Origin of the sequence: Bacillus sp. 17RED48, assembly GCF_019837545.1 — a bacterium.
Taxonomy (GTDB): Bacteria; Bacillota; Bacilli; order Bacillales; family Bacillaceae_G; genus Bacillus_A; species Bacillus_A wiedmannii.
In genome coordinates, this window is record NZ_JADAXG010000009.1 from 136410 (window position 1) to 158850 (window position 22441).

The window sequence follows — 22441 nt, forward strand, 5'->3', positions numbered from 1 at the left end:
GTAGAATTAAAGATTCTTTTTAGAATAAAGAGTGTGAAATGAATATGTTTAGAAATTTATTTAAGTTTTGCCTTTAATTTTATTTAAGTTAAAGGAGAATTTAATTCAATAAGACAATAAAAGACGCTCAGAGTTTTTTCTGCTCTGGGCGTTTTCATATGTCAATTATGATGTAAGTTTGTAGGTTAATTAATGATAGTTGTATTTCTATATAGATGATAATGAAATGATAAAACAAGACCCATGATCGACTTCGCTCGTTACAGTAATATTCCCGCTGTGTAGTTCTACAATTTCTTTCACGATAGATAGTCCTAAACCAGTTCCGCCTGTAGCGCGTGATCTAGCTTTATCAACTCGATAAAAGCGGTCGAAAATGTGAGGGAGGTCTTCAGGCGGAATACCTTCACCTTCATCTTCAATTGTAATGGAAATACATTTATTTTCTTCTGTAACAGAAATATTTATATGAGAATGTTCGTTTGAATGTCTATAAGCGTTATTTAAAATGTTCACTATAACTTGTTCAAATCGCTGTTCATCTAAGCTTACTACCAGTGTAGGAGGACAAAAGAAGGAAACTTTAATATGTCTTTCTTTATACATGGCGTTTACTTTTTCGGCTATGCGAGTAAGGAAGGTGTGTAAATGTACTTCTTTTACTTGAATAGAGAAGTTATGTTGTTCTATTTGTGCAAGTGAAAATAAATCTTGAACTAAGTTTGTAATGTAATCAGACTCATCTTTTATAATAGATAAATATCGCAAACGTTGCTCAGGAGATGTGGTTTCTTTTAAAGCAATGTCAGCATAACCTCTTACGTATGTTAACGGTGTTCGTAATTCGTGAGCAACACTTGCTAGAAATTCACTTCGCTCTGTTTTCATATAATGTAAATCATTAGCAAGCGTTTGAATAGATGATGCTAGCTCACCAATTTCATCATTTCGAGTAGTTGTTAATGAAACAGATAAGTCGCCTTTACTCATTTTTTCAGTGGCATGTTTCATGTGTAACAATGGTTTTGTTAACAACCGTGATAATAGAAAGATGGTGATGGCTGTTAATAGAAAAGTAATGACTCCAGCAATAATGAATTGTCTTGTTAGCCCGTTAACCATTTCCTCGATTGATTCCGTTCCGAGAAACATATATACGTAGCCTTCTGTTTTGCCTGCCACTATAATAGGACTAACTGTACATATATAATTAGATGTTTTCCAATGATTTTCTATAATTGCTCCGTCATGATCTGTCCGTGTTTGCATCTTTTCAATATGCTTTTTTATAGTAGTATTTATTTCATTAGATTTAGCTAGCACATCCTTATTGGCATTTGTAATAACGACAGTGGTTTCGGCTTCAGATTCCATTAGTGCAACATGGGAGATTGTTTGCTTATCAAAATACTTTTCAAGGACATCTCGGTGACTATTTCCACGCTTTAATAAAGCTGTCATTTCTTCATTTACTCTATTGTTGACAAGGCTATAATAAAGCAAGACAAATAGAACACTTTCGATTAAAAGTGTAACAATTAAAAAATAAAATCCGAGTTGAATAGAGATTCGCTTCATCGTTTTGCTCCTTAATCTACAGTATCAATCCATCGATAGCCGACTCCGTAAACAGTTTTTAAATGGTGATCAATAGGGAAATTTACTTTTCGTAATTTATCACGCAAATTACGAATATGTGAATCGACTGTTCTATCTTCTGTATTTGTATTTAATCCCCAAATTCTTTCAATGAGCTGATCGCGGCTTAACACGTAGTTCACATGACGTAAAAATAATCCGAGTAAAGAGAATTCGATTGGAGTGAGAAGAAGTTCTTCATTATAGACAGAAACGAAATGCTTTGCCTCATCCCATAAAATGCCGTGATATTGGATTTGAGCGTGTTGATTCGTTCGCCTTAAAACAGCTTCAATTCTTGCGAAAAGCTCTTCTTCATGGAAAGGTTTCGTTACATAATCATCCGCTCCAAGTTTTAACCCTTGGATGACATCTACCGTTTGATCACGAGCCGTTACCATAATGATGGGAACGTTACTAAAGGATCGAATTCTTTTGCACGTTTCCCACCCATCCATCTTTGGCATCATAATATCGAGTAAAACAAATTTGAAGTTTCGATTTTCTATATGTGAAATAGCTTCTTCCCCGGATACTGCACATACGCAGTTGTATCCGATTGGAGTAAGATAAAGCGTTAATAATTCAAGCATTCTCGGCTCATCATCTACGAGTAGTATATCGACCATAGAGTACCTCCGCATTTGTAGTTATTACTTAAATTGTAAGTCAAAATCATGAAGAAATGGTGCAGATTATCATGCATCTGCATAATTTCTTCAGAATTGCTTGTTATTGTAAAGTTGAAATTTCATTTTAGGTAATCATATTGGCTCGAAAACGATTCATACGGAGGCGGTATAGTGAAAAAGATGACCCGAATTTTAGGGATAACAATAATTGCGGCGGCTGGTCTTGCGGCGTGTGGGCAAACGAACACAGATCATAAAAATCATGAATCTAAAGAAGAGAAGAAAACAGAGCAAAAGGAAATGAAAATGAAAATGAAGCAGGAGGTAAGTGCGCCGAAAGAAATGAATAAAGGGGCATCGAATGATGTATTAACGACGAGTTTAAAAAATGTAACGAGATTAAATACAAATGACCCTATGCAAATGGCAGTATTAACTTCGCAAACGATATGGCCAGCAACGCATAAAGAGAATCAGCCAGGCGCTGTTATTTTAGTACCAGTAAACGAGTGGCAATTAGGTATTGCAAGTGCGGATCTTATTCACCATCCGAATAACGGGCCAATTTTATTTATAGAAAAAGAAAAGGTACCCGAAATGACGTTAAAAGAAATAAAACGATTAAATCCGCTCGGAACGAAAGATGGAACACAAATTATGTTGATGGGGGATGTAGGTCCATCTATCCTTGAGCAATTAAAAGCATATAAAGTAAAGCAAATAAAAGAAACGGATCCAGCTAAATTTGCTAAAGATGTGGATAAAGAATATGCCGATATAACAGGTAGCTATCCAAATAGTGTTATTATCGGTTCGTCTGAAGAAGAAGGGCGTTTATATACAACACCAGCTGTAAATTGGATTTCTCATATGCCAGAACCGCTTTTATATACAGAAAAAGATAAAGTGCCAGAAGCGACGATAGAGGCATTAAAGATGAGAAAAGATAAAGCGAATATATATGTATTAGGACCAGAAAAAATCATTTCAAAAGCAGTAGAAAAAGAGTTAAGTAAATACGGAAAAATAACGCGTATTAGTGGAGAGACTCCAACAGAGAATTCGGTTGTATTTGCGAAGTTTAAAGATGAAAAAACGAAATTTGGATGGGGGTTTACAAAACCAGGTCACGGTTTATCATTTGTTTCAAGCAAAACACCAGACTTAGCAGTTGCAGGGGCACCATTTTCACATATGGGTAAACACGCACCTGTTGTATTGTTAGAAGAAGGGAAAGCTTCACAGCCAGTGTATGAATTCCTTGCTAGTATTCAGCCGAAGTTTAAAGATGACCCAACACTTGGACCGTATAACCACGGCTTCTTATTAGGAAGTACGAGTGATATTTCATTTGAAACACAAGGTATACTGGATGAAAGGTTAGAGATTGTTCAGGAAAGTGGTCAAGGGCACGGTGGACATTAATGAAATGAGAAAAGACGCTATGAAGGTAGCGTCTTTTTTTAGGAAACTTTTACATAGCGCAAAATCCTCTACTCGTTATATAATAGCCTTCGTGCAGTCGGCCTAGGTTTTCTTATGGAGAAAATCAAATGATAAAAGAGTAGAGGAGTGGTATTTTGTTTCAAACGATAAAAAATGACTGGTTCTCCAATGTGAAAGGGGATGTGCTGTCAGGAATTGTTGTTGCTTTAGCGTTAATTCCTGAAGCGATTGCTTTCTCAGTTATTGCAGGCGTGGATCCGACCGTTGGGTTATACGCAGCCTTTTGTATTGCAGTTACCATTTCATTTGTTGGCGGACGAACTGGGATGATTTCAGCTGCAACAGGTGCAATGGCATTATTAATGGTCACGCTCGTGAAAGATCACGGTTTGCAATACTTATTTGCTACAACAATATTAACCGGTATTGTCCAAATTATTTTTGGCGTGTTCAAACTGAGCTCATTTATGAAGTTTGTACCTAAATCTGTTATGAGTGGTTTTTTAAATTCACTTGGAATTTTAGTTTTTACAGCGCAATTACCACATTTTAAACATGCAACTTGGCAAATGTATGCACTTGTCGCATTAGGACTTGTAATTATATATGTATTTCCACGTATTACGACGGCTGTACCGTCTACACTTATTTCTATTATTATTGTGACAAGTATTGCACTTATGAGCGGATTGCAGTTAAAAACAGTAGGAGATATGGGAAGCTTGCCGAAAGAATTACCGTTCTTTAGCATTCCTGACGTACCTTTTACACTTGAGACGTTAGGGATTATTTTACCGTACGCAGTTATGCTTGCAATTATCGGTTTACTAGAGTCATTATTAACAGCTTCAGTTTTAGATGATATGACGCATACGGAAAGTAATAAACATAAAGAAGCACGTGGGCAAGGTATTGCAAATATTGTGGCTGGTTTCTTCGGAGGAATGGCAGGGTGTGCAATGATTGGACAATCTGTTATTAATATTAAATCAGGTGGACGAGGTCGTTTATCCACATTTGTAGCGGGCGGATTTTTAATCGTATTACTATTTGTTTTAGGTGACTATGTCGTTCATATTCCAATGGCAGCTTTAGTTGCAGTAATGATTATGGTTTCAATCGGAACATTTGATTGGAACTCTGTAACAACGATTCATAAAGTACCAAAAGGAAATGCGTTTGTTATGATCGTAACAGTTGTGATTGTCTTAATTACACATAATTTAGCATTAGGTGTAATTATTGGAACAGTAATTAGTGCGGTTTTATTTGCATTCAATATGGCAAAGATTCACGTGAAACATTTATATATTGAAAATAAGAAAATATACGAAATTCATGGTCAACTTTTCTTTGCATCTACAGCAGACTTTATAAATAATTTTTCATTCAATGAAGATGTGGAAGAAATTGAGTTGAACTTTACTTATGCGCATATATGGGATGATTCAGCAGTAGCTGCAATTGATAAAGTTATCATGAAGTATGAACAAAGTGGCGTGAAAGTAAGTATAACGGGATTAAATGAACGAAGCTCGAAGATTATTTCAAATTTAGCTACTTATAATAAAAGAATTGCTAGTTAGAAGCCTCCTTTTTAGGGGGCTTTATTATATAATACGGGTAGGATAACGAAAAGGGGATTCAGCATATGTACAAACAAATTATATTAGCATGTGACGGTTCTGAACATGCACTTCGAGCAGCGGAACATGCAACATATATTGCGAAATGTAGCGAAGAAACAAATGTTGAAGTTGTGTACGTAGTAGATAATAGAACGGCAAAATCAGATATTATACAAGGTCAAACAGATCTAGAAACAATATCGGCTAGTCGAAAAGATAAATTAAAAGAGATTGAAGGTTTATTAAAGAAAGAGAACATTTCTTATAAAATTACGATATTACATGGCGATCCAGGAGATACGATTGTTCAATATGTAAATACAGGAGACATAGATCTTGTTATCGCTGGAAGTAGAGGATTAAATACACTGCAAGAGATGGTGCTTGGTAGTGTAAGTCATAAAATAGCAAAACGAGTGAAATGCCCGGTGATGATTATTAAATAAATTGAGTGAGATACTCTGTAGTGTAAGCAGGACTTTGATATAATTCAAGGTCCTTTTTGGCGTATAAAAGGGGAAGGTATGGACATACTAGATACATAAGTTTTAGAAAATGTTAACTTACAAATTTGTAAGTTTGTTGTCAGAAAAATCGATGTTATGAAATTTTTCCCATTGGTAAAATAAGAGTATCAAAGGGGAGATAGGGAGGATGGAAGTAATGAAATCATTGCAAAATTTATCATATAGTCAAGGGGTAAGCTTAATTTGTTTAGGCGGATTTGCTGCATCTGTTACGTTAGCTATTTTAATAAAGATGGTTCATCAAATCTTTTAATTTTAGAGTAGGGAAGGAATTGGTTGTTATTAATAGCAAGAGAAGTATTATAAATAGAAAATAGCTCCTAGCATGTATCTTAGTGCTAGGAGCTATTTTCTTATTTCTCTGTTTCTGCTTTATCGCTTGTTACGCTAACTTTACCCCACTTGTATTGATCTTCTGGTGTATATTTATAATCTTTTACGCGATTATTTACACCTTTTAAGTCAAATTTATAATGAAGTGGAATTAATGGTACTTCGTCATGAACTAATTTTTGCCATTTATCGTAGACATCTTTACGGTACTTTTCATCAGCAGCTTCTGGAGAAATACCTTGTTTTAATAATTCTGTGTTTTTGTCAGTAGCCCAACGTGGGTAATTGAACGCTGCATCTTTAGCCCAAATACCAGAAGGATCTGGGTCAGATCCAGTTCCCCAAGCTGCCGCGAAAAGATCAACTTTTGGATCATCTTTTTTAATCATATCGTAGAATGAGTTAAATTCATGTAAGCGACCATCAAGAAGCTCTACTTTTAGGCCGATGTCTTTCCAAGATTGAATAAAGAATTTTGCAAGTGGTTCACTTACATCGCTACCACTCATTGATAAGAAATTAGCTTTAAATTCTTTACCATTCGGATCTTCACGGAATCCATCTCCGTTCGTATCTTTATAGCCAGCTTCATCTAATAATTTTTTAGCTTTCTCTATATCTTTATCATAGGCACCAGCTTTATTGTTATGATATTTTGGTAGAGATGGTGGAATTGGTGAGTTAGCCGGATAACGTAGGCCGTGATATAATTTTTCACCAATTTCTTTTCGATCGATAGCATACGCCATTGCTTGACGTACACGAACATCTTTAAATTTCTCCTTATCCATCACTACTTCTTCTTTTTCTTTATCCATATGGCCTAATTTAAAACCGATATAGCTATAGTATAAATCAGTTTTACCGACTAATTGTGCATTTTTTAATTTACTTACATTTGGATACTGATCTGCACTTACTTCAGCAATGTCAATATCACCATTTTTTAAGGACGCGTTAACAACGGAAGGGTTAACAACTTTTAAAACCATACTTTTTAGTTTTGGTTTTCCGCCATAATAATCATCAAAACGTTCAAATTCAACGGCTTCACCTGGCGTAATTTTCTTCACTTTAAAAGGCCCGAAACCAATTGGGTTTTTACGAATTTTATCAGATTCTGCTAATTTATCGATTGGTACATCTCCTAAGTATTTCTTATGAAGAGGATATGTCCAAAGTCCAGTTTTCACTGAAGGATTCGGTTCTTTAAATGTAATCGAAATTGTTTTTGGATCCGTTACCTTTATACCCGAAATTTTTTCGGCTTTTCCATTATGGTAATCTTCCATACCTTCAATCATTTGCATTTGAGTGTCATAGCGAGAACCAGCATATTGTTTGTTACCAATTACTAGATAAGAGTATTCTAAATCCTCAGCGGTAACAGGGTTTCCATCATGCCATTTTACATTATCTTTGATTTTTAATGTAATTGTCTTTTTATCTTTAGAAATTTCATATGTAGCAGCGCCATCATTCGTGTATTCCCAGTTTTCGTCATTTGATAATAAAGATTCATCGAAAATTGTAATGACTTGGTTATCAGGATCTCCTTCATATACAGCGAAGTTCAAAAGTCCTTCAAATGGTGTGTTAGAAACAAGACCATATGTTAATGAACCATCTTTAATTTCCTTTTTATCATTTTTAACAGATGCACTAAATTTATTTGTATCTACTTTTTTTGTGCTGCTCGTTTTTTCACTACCACCACTGCCCCCACATGCTGAAAGTAGTAATGTTGAAACGGCAAGTGTACTTAATACTTTGAAAAATTTTGGCTTATTTGTCATTTCTTCCACCCCTTATCCTTTTCTTTGTCTTGCGTCGGCCGAGCGGCGTAGCGCTTGACCAATAAAATTTATACACAGCATCAATGTTAAAATCATGACTGATGCGGGTAACCAAATCCACCATTTTTCTTGTAATACATCTGGATTTCTAGCATAACTAACAAGTGTACCAAGGCTTGGTGTACTTTCTGGTAGACCAAATCCTAAGAAAGTTAGACCAGATTCAATACCGATGTTTCCAGCAAGATTTAATGTAACGCTAACAATGATAATTGAACTTAAGTTAGGTAGTACTTGGAAAAGAATGATTTTCCAGTTTGGTGTTCCTAAAGTTTTAGATGCAGAGACATAATCTAGTTCTTTTTCAGTTAATACTTTTGAGCGAATTAATCTGGCCTTTCCTGTCCATAAGAACACGCTCATAATTAAAATGAAAGTAAAAATATTGAATGTAGGAACAAGTGTAATAAATACAATTACAAGCATTAAAAATGGTAAAACCATAACAAAGTCGATAATGCGCATAATGATATTATCAATAGCTCCTCCAAAATACCCGGCAATTAATCCAATTGAAAGACCAATTAAACAAGAAAGAATAGTAATTGCTAATCCAATTGTAAAAGAGTTCCGTGTACCAATAATAAGTTGGCCGAAAATATCGCGTCCTCCATAATCTGTTCCTAACCAATGTTCAGCAGAGGGGGGAGCATAAATAGCGAATAAATCAACTCGTACAATATCTTCTTGTTTCATAATAAAAGATGTTGCGTAGACTGCTAGTAATAAGATTGCTAGGAAAATAAGTGAAAACATTGCTAATTTATCTTTACGAAGTTCTCGCCACATAATAGAGAAACCAGAAGGGCTTTTTTCGTAATGAATAACTTCAGTTTGTTTTTCAGGGTTTGCTAACATAACGTCATCTCCTTTCTTTAATCAATACGAATACGTGGATCGACGATGCTTAGAATAATATCTGAAAGGAGAGTTCCAAGTAACGTTGCAAATCCAGTAAACATAACGAGTGCAGTTATTACACTAAAATCACGTTGAGAGATAGATTGTATAAATAGTTGTCCAATTCCTGGATAGCTAAAAATACTTTCTAAAAAGATGGCACCGCCAACTAATCCTGTAATTTCATAGCCTAAGAAGGCTGCAATTGGTAAGAATGAATTTCGTAAAATATGTCTAGAATAGATTTTTGATTCTGGAACACCTTTTGCTCTTACTGTACGAACAAAATCTTTATGTTTCGTATCAATAATTTCGCTTCGTAAATATTGAACAGTACCAACTGTTGCGATTAATGCCCCGGATAAAGCTGGTAGTAGCATGTGATTCAATTTGCTTAAATAGTAAGCAAATGTACCTGTTGCAACTTGAGGATCTACGCTACCGCCGGTTGGGAATATTGCAAACTTAAATCCGAATAGGAAGAGCATAACTAGTGCAAATATAAATAGTGGTGTAGCAAAACCTAGATAGTTGTAAAGGGTAATGAGTCGATCAGCCCATGTATCATTCCAACGCCCACTTATAACTCCCAGTGGTATGGCAATTAAATAAGTAAGAATAAGAATGACAAGTGCTAAAGATACTGTATTTCCAAGTCGTTCTCCAATTAAATCGGTTACTTTCATTTTATGTGCATAGGAAATACCAAAGTCACCTTGGGCTGCATTTTTAATCCAGCGAACATATTGTGTTGGAACTGGGTCATTTAATCCAAGCTTTTCACGTTGTTCTTCAATCACTTTTGGATCCGCTTTTGGATTCATTGCTTTGCCAGTTAAGGCATCGCCTGGCATTGCCTTAGCTAGTAGAAAGACAAGTACACTTAACACGAATAATTGCGGGATCATCACTAAAAATCTCCGTAATATAAACTTCCACATGTTTTATCACTCCCTTATGGTAATGCCACCCGGTGCGTTGGCGAGATTGCTTTTAAGTCATAAGCACGACCGTTTTCATTGAAATAATTTTCGTATGATTTCTCGTATTCAGAGCTTACTTGTTGACGGAGCTTACGCTGTCTCTCTCTGTTTTCAGGACGAATATCAGGAATTGCTGATATTAGGCGCTTCGTATAAATATGTTGCGGATTACTATAAATTTCTGCACTAGTTGCTTCTTCGACGATGCGTCCGCGATACATAACACCGATACGGTCACACATATGACGAATTACACCTAAATCATGACTAATGAATAAGTATGTTAGTCCGAGCTCAGCTTGTAAATCTTGCAAGAAGTTTAATACTTGTGCTTGTACAGAGACATCAAGCGCAGATACTGGCTCATCAGCGATAATAAGCTTAGGTTTTAATGTAAGAGCGCGTGCAATACCAATCCGCTGCCTTTGCCCGCCGGAAAATTCATGTGGATATTTATAAATTGACTCTGGATTTAGACCAACTTTATCAAGATATTCTTGAACCGCTCTACGTTCTTCATCAGGTGAGAGCTTCTCAAAATTTCGAAGAGGCTCAGCAATAATGTCGAGAACACGTTTCTTCGGATTTAATGATGAATAAGGATCTTGGAAAATCATTTGAATATCTTTTCGTTGTTCACGTAGTTCAGAGCGACTTAATTTTGTTAAATCTCTATTATTAAAATGAATGCTACCCTCTGTTGCTTTCGTTAAATGCATAATTGCTTTACCCGTTGTTGATTTGCCACTTCCTGATTCACCAACGATCCCATATGTTTCACCCGGTTGTAATTCAAAACTTACACCATCGACAGCACGCACGTAATCTAATGTGCGGCCGAAGAAGCCACCTTTAATTGGAAAATGTACTTTTAAATCTTCTACTTTAAGCAGTGCCATGAGTTACGTCATCTCCTTTCTTATCTTGGAAGTTGAAATGCTTGTAGCAAGTACAACGTACCCAATGGTCTGGTTTTACTTCATGTAAAATTGGATTTTCCTCGTGTTGATCAGGTCTAATCCATGGAATTCGAGCTTGGAAGCGACAACCTGTGCGAGGAAGCTTCGCTAACGAAGGAACCACCCCTTGAATTACATGCAATTTTTCTTTTTCACCATACGCAGATGGAATGGAGTTTAATAGAGAACGAGTATATGGGTGAAGAGGATTGTTAAAAATCTCTTCAACTTTTCCTGTCTCTACAACTTGTCCAGCGTACATAACGACGATACGATCGGCTGTTTCTGCGACAACACTTAAATCATGAGTAATTAAAATGATGCCCATTTTCGTTTGTTCTTGAATAGATTTTAGTAAGTCTAAAATTTGTGCTTGGATGGTTACGTCAAGAGCCGTTGTTGGCTCATCCGCAATAATGAGTGCTGGGTTACAAGCAATTGCAATTGCGATAACAATTCTTTGTCTCATTCCGCCAGATAATTCGTGTGGGTATTGTTTATATGTAAGTTCTGGTTTTGGAATACCAACTTGATGAAGTAGTTCTAAGGTGCGTTCTTTTTTTTCAACTTTTGAAAGGCTTGTGTGGTAGTCTAAGTTTTCTTCGATTTGTTTTCCAACTGTCATGAGAGGATCGAGTGCTGTAAGAGGTTCTTGGAAAATCATACCGATGTTTGATCCGCGTACTTTATTCATCTCTGCGGCTGACATAGTTAGTAAATCCTTATCTCTATAGTTAAGCTGCCCTTGTAATTTTGTATTTGCTTCATTATGCAATCGCATAATAGAAAGGGCAAGTGCACTTTTTCCGCAACCTGATTCACCAACTATCGCGACAATTTCATTTTCATGGACAGTTAACGAAACATCATCTACTGCTGCATGATAGTGATCTTGTATGCGAAAGGAAGTCTGTAAGTTTTCAATGCGAAGAAGTGGATTCTTCATGGCTATCCCTCCATCTTTTCAGAAAAGACTAAATATTTTGTATGTTGTTGTTATTTTAATATAAAATGACAATGTTTGACAAGTATAAGTTGAGAAAATATTCAAAAATCTTTTTATACAAAAATTGAATGCAGTTGTATTAGTAGTTGAAGTGTTTTGAAAACGCTAACATATATGTGAGAGGAAAATAAATCTTTTGTAAGAAAAAAGATTTATATGTAGAAAAAAGAGAGGTGTTCTGGAAAGAACAGTCTCTCTTTTTTTGATAAGAATAATATTAGTACTTAAGCTTGTTTTGGTTTTGCAGATCCTGTTTTTAAAGTAAGAGCAAGGAAGAACATTGCAAGTACACAAGATACAAGTAACAAGATGAATCCGCCATCCCATCCGAATGCATCGACGATAAAGCCCATAGCTGCGCTAGCAAAAGTAGCTCCACCTAGGTAACCGAAGAACCCAGTTAAACCAGCTGCAGTTCCAGCAGCTTTTTTTGGTGCTAAGTCTAGTGCGTGTAGGCCGATTAACATAACAGGTCCATAAATTAAAAATCCAATTGCGACAAGTGCAATACTATCAACCATTGGATTACCAGGAGGATTTAGCCAGTAAACAAGAACGGCGATAAATACACCAACCATAAATAAAATACCAGCAGGTGCGCGGCGCCCTTTAAACAGTTTATCACTCATCCATCCGCAAAGAAGTGTACCTGGAATACCAGCCCATTCGTATAGAGCATAAGCTGTGCGAGAGCTACTATGAGTAAAACTTTTTTCTTCTACTAAATAAGTAGGAGCCCAGTCTACAACGCCGTAACGTACGAAATAAACGAAAACGTTCGCAATAGCGATGTACCATAAAAATTTATTGTTTAGTACGTATGTAAATAAAATTTCTTTTACTGAAAGTTCGCGTTCTCGATCTTTTACTTTTTCATCTGCTGGATATTCTCCAGTATGTTCTTCAATAGAAGGTAATCCACAAGATTGAGGTGTATCTCTCATCGTAATTAATACATAAATACCAACTAAAATTGAAAGAATACCTGGGAAGTAAAAAATACTATGCCAGTCATTTGCAAAGAAATATAACCCTAATGTTACAAGAGAAGGCATAAGTGCGCCACCGACATTATGAGCGACGTTCCAAATAGACATTTTTGTACCACGTTCACTAATAGAGAACCAGTGAACCATCGTACGACCACAAGGAGGCCAGCCCATACCTTGTACCCATCCATTTAAAAACTGAAGGACAAACATAAGTATAATGCTCGTTGTAATGAAAGAAAATGAGCCGAAAATAATATTAATGATACCTGATAAAAATAGCCCAGCTGCTAAAAAATAGCGAGGATTACAACGGTCGGATACGATACCCATAAGAAATTTACTTAATCCGTAAGCGATAGATACTGCTGAAAGGATAACCCCAAGTTCCCCTTTACTAAAGCCTTGTTCAATTAAGTATGGCATTGCTAGTGAAAAGTTTTTTCGAACAAAGTAGTAACCTGCATAGCCGATGAAGATACCTAAGAATACTTGTAAACGTAATTTACGGTATTCGCTATCAACGCGATCAGCTGGTAAGCGTTCCGCGTGGGGCGCAGGTTTAAATAATTGTGTAAAAAACATAAAATGAAAATCCTCCCCTAATGAATTCGAAATGTTGTAAGTCAGAGAGAATATAAAAAGGCCATGAAATATAAAAAAGTTTCCTTTTTTATGATTCATAGCCGTATACTCCGATTCTCCGTGACTGTCAATATTAACTTCGTCGAAAATTATACAACTTTGTGACAAAAATGTAAACGTTTTTATAAATAAAAAGTGTTGACGGATTTTGTTTGTGGGATTAATATTTAAATACGTTAAATATTTTATTGCTTAAATAAGAGGTGGATAACATGCCAAATGATATGACGCATATCGATAAAATTCAAGCTCTTGCCTTTTCGATTGGAAAGAAAATGCAGACGGAGTTATTAGAACAAATGCAAGCAACAGGACTTACACCACCGCAGTTTTATATTTTAAAGATTTTGGATCATTACGGTGCTTCAAGAGCGACAAAATTAGCAAAAAAGATGTATGTAAAGCCTAGTGCAATTACAGTGATGATTGATCGCCTAATTGACCAAGAGCTTGTAGAACGCTATCACGACAAAGATGACCGTCGTGTTGTCATCATTGAGTTAACAAAAAAGGGGAAAGCTAGAGTAGAAGAGGCAATGACCGCTCGTAATGAGCATATTGCAAAATATTTCTCACATTTAGAATTACAAGAAAGAGAAGATTTGTTACGCCTCTTTGAGAAGTTAGAAACAATTATTTGCGGGACACAAGAGAAAAAAGAGAATAACTAAGAGGAATTGAGGAGATTACATGGAGCAACAAGAAAACATAAATAGAAAGTTGCTGTTAATCGGTTTAATAATCGCGATGCTATTTGCTGCATTAGATGGAACAATCGTTGGTACAGCAATGCCGCGTATCGTCGGTGAACTAGGCGGATTAAGCTTAATGACGTGGTTAACAACAGCTTATATGTTAACATCAACGACAGTTGTACCAATTGCAGGTAAATTAGCGGATTTACTTGGCCGTCGTAACGTATATATTACGGGACTAGTTATCTTTATGGTTGGTTCGGCGTTATGTGGTATGGCAAATGGTATGACAGAATTAATTATTTTCCGTGGTATTCAAGGTCTTGGTGGCGGTATTATGATGCCAATGGCTATGATTATTATCGGAGATATGTTTACGGGAAAAGAACGTGCGAAATGGCAAGGTATTTTTGGTGCGTTATACGGTCTTGCTTCTGTAATTGGACCACAAGTGGGTGGCTGGATTGTAGACGCAGTGAACTGGAGATGGGTATTCTACATTAACTTACCAGTTGGTATTTTAGCAACAATCTTTATTGCAATGGGATTAAAGTCACATAAACAAACAGGACCGATCAAAATTGATATCGCTGGAATCTTTACGATGATTCTCGGTGTTGTAAGTTTATTACTTGCATTAACGTTTGGCGGAAAAGATTATCCGTGGGATTCTTGGCAAATTATCGGTTTATTTGCATTAGCTCTAATTGGTATTGTTAGCTTTGTTATCGTTGAAACGAAAGCAGAAGAACCAATTTTACCGATGCATTTCTTTAAAAATCGCACGTTTACAATACTGAATGCGATTGGTTTCTTTATGAGTATCGGAATGTTCGGTGCGATTATGTTTGTACCATTCTTCATGCAAGGAATTGTAGGAGTAAGTGCTGCTGAATCAGGAACAATTATGACACCAATGATGATTACAATGATTGTTATGAGTATTATCGGTGGTCAACTTGTATTAAAAGTTGGTGTGAAACCACAAATTATTACAGGGATGCTTATTATGGCTGGTGGTTTCTGGTTATTAACAACGATGGATATGCACACGACTAAACTTACTGCTACTTTTTATATGAGTATTATCGGTTTAGGAATGGGTCTTGTTATGCCGACATTAACATTAGCGTTACAAGAAAGTTTCCCGAAAAAAGATCTTGGAGTCGTAACATCATCAAGTCAGTTCTTCCGTCAAATCGGTGGAACATTTGGTATTACAATTTTAGGGTCAATTATGAACAACACTTCAGGTACAACATTAACAAATAAATTAGTACCTGTATTAGATACGTTCCCGAAAGAAGCGGGACAAATGGTAACGAAATTTAAAGATATGATTCATACAGACCCGCAAGGTTTATATTCGATGCTATTTAGTCCAGAGGCATTAAAACAAATGCCAGAAGCATTCGCTAACAGCATTGTACCGATTTTGAAAAACTCTTTAGTAGACTCACTTCATACTGTATTCCTAACAGGATTAGTATTTATCGTAGTAGGTGCTATCTTTACGATTTTCTTACAGAAGATTAAACTGTCAGATCGTAAAAAAGACGCTGAAGAGCCAGCTGCAGAGGACAAAGAACAAACTGTATCGTATTCGTAATGAAAAAGCATCGCCTTATGGCGGTGCTTTTTTGAGTATAACCTTAAAAGCTTTTTCGTGAGAAATGATTGACGTATTTCTAGAAATACGTTATATTATTTTCTGTAAACGGTTACACGAAATGGAGAGGGAAGAGAATGAGTACGATTAAAGACGTTGCAAAATTAGCGGGAGTATCTGTTGCGACCGTTTCCAGAGTGTTAAATAAAAATGGATATGTTCATGAAGATACATTAAAGAAAGTAGAGCGAGCAATTGAGATGCTAGATTATAAACCTAGTACAGTAGCGCGTTCACTGTATAACAAAAAATCTCGTTTAATTGGCTTAGTTGTTCCAAATATCGTGAATCCGTTCTTTCCAGAAGTTGCACGTGCCGTAGAAGATGTAGCGCATAAGCAAGGATACACAGTTGTCCTTTGTAACTCTGATGAGAGCTTAGAGAAAGAAAAGCAATATATTGATGTACTTAGGCAAAATAATGTGGATGGATTTATTGTAGCAACAAATCCACAAAATAGTGTTAATTACATGAAGTTGTCTGTTCCAGTTGTTGCAATTGACCGTATGTTTAATGAGCGTATTCCTACTGTATATGCAGATAACTATGCAGGGAGTCAGGCAGCGACAAAGTTATTAATAGATAAAGGCTGTAAACATATTGCTCATATTCGCGGACCGCGTGACGTAAGCACGGCTAATGAGCGTTTTGAAGGTTTTGTAGACGTTATTACGCAAAATAATCTTTCTTATATGATTGCAGAGAGTACATTTGATCCAGCTAATAGTGAGCGTGTAGCGGTGGAATTATTAGAAGAATACCCACATATTGATGGAATTGTTGCTGGAAATGATTTAATTGCAATAGGTATTGTAAAGGCTGCACTTCAAAAGGGGATTTCTATTCCGGATAATTTACAAATTATCGGATTCGATGGAATTTCTTTAACAGAAATGATGTATCCATCTATTACAACTGTTGCACAGCCAATTTATGAAATGGGGAAAATTGCAACAGAGCTGTTGTTAGAGCAGATGGAAGGAAACGTATTAGAAGAGAAACACTATCGTTTACCGATTGAAATTATAGAACGAAATACAACGAAGTAAGGAGATGAAACAGATGCCAAATATTGCAGTAGTAGGTAGTATTTCAATGGACTTAGTGGCTGTTTCAAAAAAACGTCCGAAAGCAGGAGAAACAGTAATTGGTGAAGCATTTCATACAATCCCGGGAGGGAAAGGGGCAAACCAAGCGGTTGCTGCAGCTAGATTAGGCGCAAATGTAGCAATGGTTGGAGCAGTTGGAAACGATAATTATGGAACTGTAGTTAGGAGCAATTTAGAGAACGAACGCGTTTTTATCGACTATGTGGTACCGGTTACAGATGCGGCGACAGGAATTGCTCATATCGTTTTAGCAGAAGAGGATAACAGTATTGTTGTCGTGCAAGGGGCGAATGCTCATGTAAATGAGTCGGTTGTAGATCGTTCAAAAGATCTTCTTATAAAAGCAGATATGGTTGTTCTTCAACTAGAGATTCCACTTGAAACAGTAAAATATGTATTGGCTATTTGTGAGGAGCATAATATTCCAGTTATGTTAAATCCAGCGCCAGCACAAGTGTTATCAGAAGATATTTTAAAAAAGGCAACTTATATTACGCCAAATGAACATGAGTGCCGCATCGTATTAGATGATTTCACATCACCAATTGAAGATTTACTGGCTAAATATCCAAATAAACTATTGATGACAGAAGGTTCTAAAGGTGTTCGTTTCCATAATGGTACGGAGATTGTGCATGTTCCTAGCATCGCTGTTGATGTAGTAGATACGACTGGAGCTGGTGATACATTCAATGGTGCATTAGCAGTTGCGCTTTCTGAAGGAGAAACACTTCAAAAAGCAATTCGTTTTGCGAATATTGCTGGTGGCCTTTCTGTAACGAAACTTGGAGCACAGGGCGGTATGCCAACGAGAGATAGAGTACGTGAAGTGCAGGTGATTGTCGGATGAAAAAGCACGGTGTATTAAACAGTGAGATTGCATCAGTCCTTGCTTCACTTGGGCATACAGATACAATTGTAATCGCAGACTGCGGGTTACCAATTCCTCACGGAGTAAAACGAATTGATTTAGCAGTTGAGATTGGAAAACCTAGCTTTTTAGACGTATTGCAAGTGGTAGCTGATGATATGGCAATTGAAAAAGTAACGTTAGCAGAAGAAATCATTAACAATAATGCGGAAGTAAATAAAGAAATCGAGCTGAAATTAATAGGACCAGCATTTGAATATGTATCGCATGAACAATTTAAAGAGCACACGAAGAAAGCGAAGGCGATTATTCGTACAGGAGAGGCTACGCCTTATGCCAATGTAATTTTACATGCAGGCGTGATTTTTTAATAAAGGGAAGTGATGGGAATGCGTATTGAAATGAAAAATATTTCAAAGGCGTTCAATGGTAATCCTGTTTTGAAGAATGCACAGTTTATGATTGAAACAGGGGAAGTCCATGCATTGATGGGGGAAAATGGAGCGGGCAAATCAACGCTTATGAAAATTTTAACAGGTGTATACAAAAAAGATGGTGGAACCATCACGATTGATGGACAAGAACGAACTTTTAAAAATGCGAAAGAAGCTGAAGAGTACGGTATTGCATTTATACATCAAGAATTGAACATATTATCGAATTTAACAGTAGCTGAAAATATGTTTCTCGGTAAAGAGTTAATGTATGGGAAGACAGGTATTTTACGTACGCGTCAAATGAACGCGATTGCGCAGCAGCAACTAGCGGAGTTAGGGTTACATGTAAAAGGTGCTATGTTGGCAGGAGAGTTATCGGTTGGACAACAGCAAATTATCGAAATTGCGAAAGCGTTAATGACAAACGCGAGCGTTATTATTATGGATGAACCGACAGCTGCATTAACAGATCGTGAAATTGAAACGTTGTTTACTGTCATTAATAAATTACGTAAAGAAGGCGTTTCGTTCGTTTATATCTCACACCGAATGGAAGAAATCTTTTCAATATGTGATGCCATTACGATTTTACGTGATGGGGAATACGTAGGAAAGAGATTAATTCCGGAAACATCGTTTGATGAAGTAGTGAGTATGATGGTGGGGCGCAGCATTGGTGAACGTTACCCGGAGCGAAATAGTCAAATTGGTGATGTTATTTTTGAAATGCGTAACGGAACGAAAAAAGGGAAGTTTGAAAATGTTTCGTTTCAAATTAGAAAAGGTGAAATCCTTGGTGTTGCTGGCTTGATGGGAGCTGGCCGTACAGATATTATGAAAGCGATATTTGGATACGAACCTTTAGATTCTGGCCAAATTTTTATTAATGGACAAGAAGTAAAGATTGATAGTCCGATAGATGCGATTAGACAAAGAATAGCTTTCATTACAGAGGATAGAAAATCTGAAGGGTTAGTTTTAGATTTCTCAATCCGAGAAAATTTAGCTTTACCGAATTTAGAAAGTCTTTCAAAGGGAAGTGTCCTTAGTAACGAACTAGAACAACAGTTTACAGCGGATATGATGAAGCTACTTAATGTGAAAGCATCTAGTGGAGAGCAAGCGGTGAAATCTCTTTCTGGTGGAAATCAGCAAAAGATTGTAATCGCGAAATGGCTAGGTATCCACCCGCAGTTACTTATTTTAGATGAGCCAACAAGAGGTGTTGATGTTGGAGCGAAAAAAGAAATTTACTCTATCATGAATAAGCTTACTGAGCAAGGAGATGCCGTTATTATGGTATCATCTGAGCTTCCAGAAGTTTTAGGGATGAGTGATCGTGTTCTTGTTATTCATGAAGGAAAAGTCGGCGGCATTTTAGAGAAAGATGAGGCATCACAAGAGTCTATTATGGCACTAGCTACAGGGGGAGAGTAAGGATGGCTAAGAAGGGGAATGTATTACAACAACTTGGGTCTTTAATTGGACTAGTATTAATTATTGTAGTAATTACAGCTTTAAATCCAGCATTTATTGAAATTCCAAATTTATTTAATATACTGCGTCAAGTATCGATTAATGCGCTTATTGCATTCGGAATGACCTTTGTAATTTTAACAGGGGGTATTGACTTATCGGTAGGTTCTATTTTAGCATTATCAAGTGCACTTGTTGCTGGAATGATGGCAAGTGGCATGGACCCGTTTCTTGCGATGGCAGTTGGATTATTAGCTGGTCTTGTAATGGGAATTGTAAACGGTATCATCATAGCGAAGGGAAAAGTAGCTCCATTTATTGCAACTTTAGCAACAATGACTATTTTTCGTGGGTTGACGCTTGTTTATATGGACGGACGTCCGATCACTGGTCTTGGTGATCATTTAATGTTCCAAATGTTTGGCCGCGGTTATTTTCTTGGTATTCCGGTACCAGCTGTTACAATGATGATCGCTTTCGCAGTACTGTACTTCATTTTGAAGAAAACGACATTTGGTCGCCGTACATTTGCAATTGGTGGAAATGAAGAAGCAGCAGCACTATCAGGTATTAATGTTACGAGAATTAAAGTAATGATTTACGGTCTTTCCGGAATTTTGGCAGCGCTTGCAGGTATTGTCTTAACATCACGACTAGATTCTGCACAGCCAACTGCAGGTACTTCTTACGAATTAGATGCAATTGCAGCAGTTGTATTAGGTGGAACAAGTCTTTCTGGGGGAAGAGGATGGATTGTTGGTACATTCATCGGTGTACTAATTATCGGTGTACTAAATAATGGTTTAAATTTATTAGGTGTATCTTCTTTCTTCCAACAAGTTGTAAAAGGGCTTGTAATCTTACTAGCTGTATTAATTGATCGTCGAAAAGAAGCGTAATGGAGGGAAAGTTCATGAAGAAATGGTTACTTATACTCGTTGCATGTATTATGGTCATTACTGCTGGTTGTTCAATGGAACCACCAGAATGGGCAAAGGATTCTAGCGATAAAGGTCGAAATAAAACTATTAAAGTTGGATTCTCTGTTTCAACTTTAAATAATCCATTTTTTGTAACTTTGAAAAAGGGTGCAGAAAAGCAAGCGAAAGCAAGCGGTATTGAATTGATTGCTGTTGATGCACAAAATGATGCAGCAAAGCAAACGAACGATGTTGAGGATTTAATTCAAAAAGGTGTCGATGTAGTTGTTATTAATCCGACCGATTCAGATGCTGTTGCTTCAGCAGTAAGTGCGGCAAATGCAGCAAATGTTCCTGTTATTACAGTAGACCGCGTTGCGAATTCAGGTAAGGTTGTTTCTCACATTGCCTCTAATAATATCGAAGGTGGTCAAATGGCCAGTGATTACATTCGTGAATTAGTTGGCGGGGGAGCAAACGTTGCTGAGTTAGAAGGAATCCCTGGGTCTTCTGCTGCTCGTGAACGTGGGAAAGGATTCCATAACGTAGCTGATAAATCTTTAAAAGTAGTTGCCAAACAAGCGGCTGATTTTGATAGAGCAAAAGGATTATCTGTTATGGAAAACATTTTACAAGCAAATGGTGATATTAAAGCTGTGTTTGCGCATAACGACGAGATGGCATTAGGTGCACTTGAAGCATTGAAATCTGCTGGAAAAACGGATGTAGTCGTTGTTGGGTTTGATGCGACAGAAGATGCTGTAAAAGCGGTTAAAGATGGGCGTATGGCTGCAACAGTTGCTCAAAAACCGGAATTAATCGGAGAGAAGGCGATGCAAACAGCAAAAGAGATCACGCAAGGTAAAAAAGTGGACAAATCTATTCCGATTGAATTAGAGCTTATTAAGAAAAATAAATAAATATAAAATGAAAATTAGGAAGGAAGAATAATAAATGAAATTCTTTATTGATACAGCAAACATTAATGAAATTAAAGAGGCAAATGCATTAGGCGTAGTAGCTGGAGTAACGACAAACCCATCACTTGTAGCAAAAGAAGGCGTAGATTTCCACGAGCGTATTCGTGAAATTTGCAGCTTTATAGAAGGACCTGTAAGCGCAGAAGTAATTAGCTTAGAAGCTGATAAAATGATTGAAGAAGGAAAAGAATTAGCGAAAATTGCTCCAAACGTTGTTGTAAAAGTTCCAATGACAACAGAAGGTTTAAAAGCAGTAAAAGCATTCTCTGACTTAGGAATTCGTACAAACGTTACATTAGTATTCTCAGCAGTTCAAGCATTACTTGCAGCTCGTGCTGGTGCAACATACGTTTCACCATTCTTAGGTCGCTTAGACGATATCGGTCATAACGGTATGGACTTAATTCGCCAAATCGCAGAAATCTTTGCAATTCACGGCATTGAAACAGAAATCATTGCAGCATCTGTACGTCACAGTGTTCACGTAACAGAAGCAGCATTAAACGGTTCACATATTGCAACAATCCCAGCAAACGTAATTGCTTCATTAGTGAAACATCCATTAACAGATCAAGGAATTGAGAAATTCTTAGCTGATTGGGAAAAAACACAAGAGAAATAATAGAAAATCGAGAATCCTAGTTTAATTGACTAGGGTTCTTTTTTTATTTAAAAGAATTTTCATGCAATTTTGCATATTGTCTTTTAAATTTGTTATATAAGCTATTTAATATATATCAAA

21 protein-coding genes are annotated in these 22441 nt (G+C 36.6%); 13 read left to right on the forward strand and 8 right to left on the reverse strand.

Annotated features, from left to right (window positions below; translation table 11 throughout):
• Window positions 1-207 precede the first annotated feature (207 nt).
• Together ILT06_RS26735 and ILT06_RS26740 are read right to left on the reverse strand one after the other, a co-directional pair.
• A complete protein-coding gene (locus ILT06_RS26735; protein ID WP_222655667.1) occupies window positions 208-1578 on the reverse strand; it encodes a sensor histidine kinase in 1371 nt (456 codons plus the stop codon).
• Window positions 1579-1589: 11 nt separating this feature from the next.
• A complete protein-coding gene (locus ILT06_RS26740) occupies window positions 1590-2267 on the reverse strand; it encodes a response regulator transcription factor (protein WP_064477080.1) in 678 nt (225 codons plus the stop codon).
• 174 nt (window positions 2268-2441) lie between these two features.
• On the opposite strand from ILT06_RS26740, the gene ILT06_RS26745 reads away from it, so the two are divergent.
• From ILT06_RS26745 to ILT06_RS26760, 4 genes are all read left to right on the forward strand, one after another.
• Complete coding sequence (locus ILT06_RS26745) at window positions 2442-3695, forward strand: cell wall-binding repeat-containing protein (RefSeq protein ID WP_088046968.1); 1254 nt, start codon at window positions 2442-2444, stop codon at window positions 3693-3695.
• A gap of 155 nt (window positions 3696-3850) precedes the next feature.
• The gene (locus ILT06_RS26750; protein WP_000487883.1) at window positions 3851-5302 is read left to right on the forward strand and encodes a SulP family inorganic anion transporter; all 1452 of its coding nucleotides are present in this window, start codon (window positions 3851-3853) and stop codon (window positions 5300-5302) included.
• Between the two features lie 65 nt (window positions 5303-5367).
• The gene (locus ILT06_RS26755; RefSeq protein ID WP_000277996.1) at window positions 5368-5790 is read left to right on the forward strand and encodes a universal stress protein; all 423 of its coding nucleotides are present in this window, start codon (window positions 5368-5370) and stop codon (window positions 5788-5790) included.
• 208 nt (window positions 5791-5998) lie between these two features.
• Window positions 5999-6124 carry a DUF4027 family protein gene (locus ILT06_RS26760; protein ID WP_000453509.1) on the forward strand — a complete coding sequence of 42 codons (126 nt, stop codon included), beginning with the start codon at window positions 5999-6001 and terminating at the stop codon, window positions 6122-6124.
• 100 nt (window positions 6125-6224) lie between these two features.
• Here the strand turns inward: ILT06_RS26760 and opp4A are convergent, their stop codons facing one another.
• The 6 genes from opp4A to glpT form a co-directional block, all read right to left on the reverse strand.
• Window positions 6225-8000 carry an oligopeptide ABC transporter substrate-binding protein gene (gene opp4A, locus ILT06_RS26765; RefSeq protein WP_000182624.1) on the reverse strand — a complete coding sequence of 592 codons (1776 nt, stop codon included), beginning with the start codon at window positions 7998-8000 and terminating at the stop codon, window positions 6225-6227.
• Window positions 8001-8012: 12 nt separating this feature from the next.
• Window positions 8013-8918 carry an ABC transporter permease gene (locus ILT06_RS26770; protein ID WP_000880734.1) on the reverse strand — a complete coding sequence of 302 codons (906 nt, stop codon included), beginning with the start codon at window positions 8916-8918 and terminating at the stop codon, window positions 8013-8015.
• Window positions 8919-8935: 17 nt separating this feature from the next.
• A complete protein-coding gene (gene opp4B, locus ILT06_RS26775) occupies window positions 8936-9901 on the reverse strand; it encodes an oligopeptide ABC transporter permease (protein ID WP_033657692.1) in 966 nt (321 codons plus the stop codon).
• A gap of 14 nt (window positions 9902-9915) precedes the next feature.
• The gene (locus ILT06_RS26780; protein ID WP_001196372.1) at window positions 9916-10842 is read right to left on the reverse strand and encodes an ABC transporter ATP-binding protein; all 927 of its coding nucleotides are present in this window, start codon (window positions 10840-10842) and stop codon (window positions 9916-9918) included.
• Entirely contained in the window at window positions 10829-11848 is a 1020-nt protein-coding gene (locus ILT06_RS26785; protein WP_000795364.1) for an ABC transporter ATP-binding protein, read from the reverse strand. The genes ILT06_RS26780 and ILT06_RS26785 overlap by 14 nt, the downstream gene beginning before the upstream one ends.
• A 284-nt stretch (window positions 11849-12132) precedes the next feature.
• Window positions 12133-13482: a glycerol-3-phosphate transporter gene (gene glpT / locus ILT06_RS26790; protein ID WP_048562905.1), complete on the reverse strand. Its 1350-nt coding sequence runs from the start codon at window positions 13480-13482 to the stop codon at window positions 12133-12135.
• A gap of 272 nt (window positions 13483-13754) precedes the next feature.
• Here glpT and ILT06_RS26795 point away from each other — a divergent pair, with 272 nt between their 5' ends.
• The 9 genes from ILT06_RS26795 to fsa all read left to right on the forward strand — a co-directional run bounded on the left by ILT06_RS26795 (window position 13755) and on the right by fsa (window position 22321).
• On the forward strand, window positions 13755-14213 hold the full coding sequence (locus ILT06_RS26795) for a MarR family winged helix-turn-helix transcriptional regulator (RefSeq protein ID WP_001132358.1): 459 nt from the start codon (window positions 13755-13757) through the stop codon (window positions 14211-14213).
• Between the two features lie 19 nt (window positions 14214-14232).
• The gene (locus ILT06_RS26800) at window positions 14233-15846 is read left to right on the forward strand and encodes an MDR family MFS transporter (protein ID WP_064477078.1); all 1614 of its coding nucleotides are present in this window, start codon (window positions 14233-14235) and stop codon (window positions 15844-15846) included.
• A gap of 137 nt (window positions 15847-15983) precedes the next feature.
• Window positions 15984-16955, forward strand: a complete 972-nt coding sequence (rbsR, locus tag ILT06_RS26805) for a ribose operon transcriptional repressor RbsR (protein ID WP_000104028.1) — start codon at window positions 15984-15986, stop codon at window positions 16953-16955.
• Window positions 16956-16968: 13 nt separating this feature from the next.
• Entirely contained in the window at window positions 16969-17865 is an 897-nt protein-coding gene (rbsK, locus tag ILT06_RS26810) for a ribokinase (RefSeq protein WP_064477077.1), read from the forward strand.
• Entirely contained in the window at window positions 17862-18257 is a 396-nt protein-coding gene (rbsD, locus tag ILT06_RS26815; protein WP_098103201.1) for a D-ribose pyranase, read from the forward strand. Before rbsK ends, rbsD begins: the two co-directional genes overlap by 4 nt.
• An 18-nt stretch (window positions 18258-18275) precedes the next feature.
• Window positions 18276-19760, forward strand: a complete 1485-nt coding sequence (gene rbsA, locus ILT06_RS26820) for a ribose ABC transporter ATP-binding protein RbsA (RefSeq protein ID WP_064477164.1) — start codon at window positions 18276-18278, stop codon at window positions 19758-19760.
• Between the two features lie 2 nt (window positions 19761-19762).
• Window positions 19763-20698, forward strand: coding sequence for an ABC transporter permease subunit (locus ILT06_RS26825; RefSeq protein ID WP_001074641.1), 936 nt, complete (start codon window positions 19763-19765; stop codon window positions 20696-20698).
• Window positions 20699-20712: 14 nt separating this feature from the next.
• Entirely contained in the window at window positions 20713-21639 is a 927-nt protein-coding gene (rbsB, locus tag ILT06_RS26830) for a ribose ABC transporter substrate-binding protein RbsB (RefSeq protein WP_064477075.1), read from the forward strand.
• 34 nt (window positions 21640-21673) lie between these two features.
• Entirely contained in the window at window positions 21674-22321 is a 648-nt protein-coding gene (gene fsa, locus ILT06_RS26835) for a fructose-6-phosphate aldolase (protein WP_000667669.1), read from the forward strand.
• The last annotated feature ends 120 nt before the right edge of the window (window positions 22322-22441 follow it).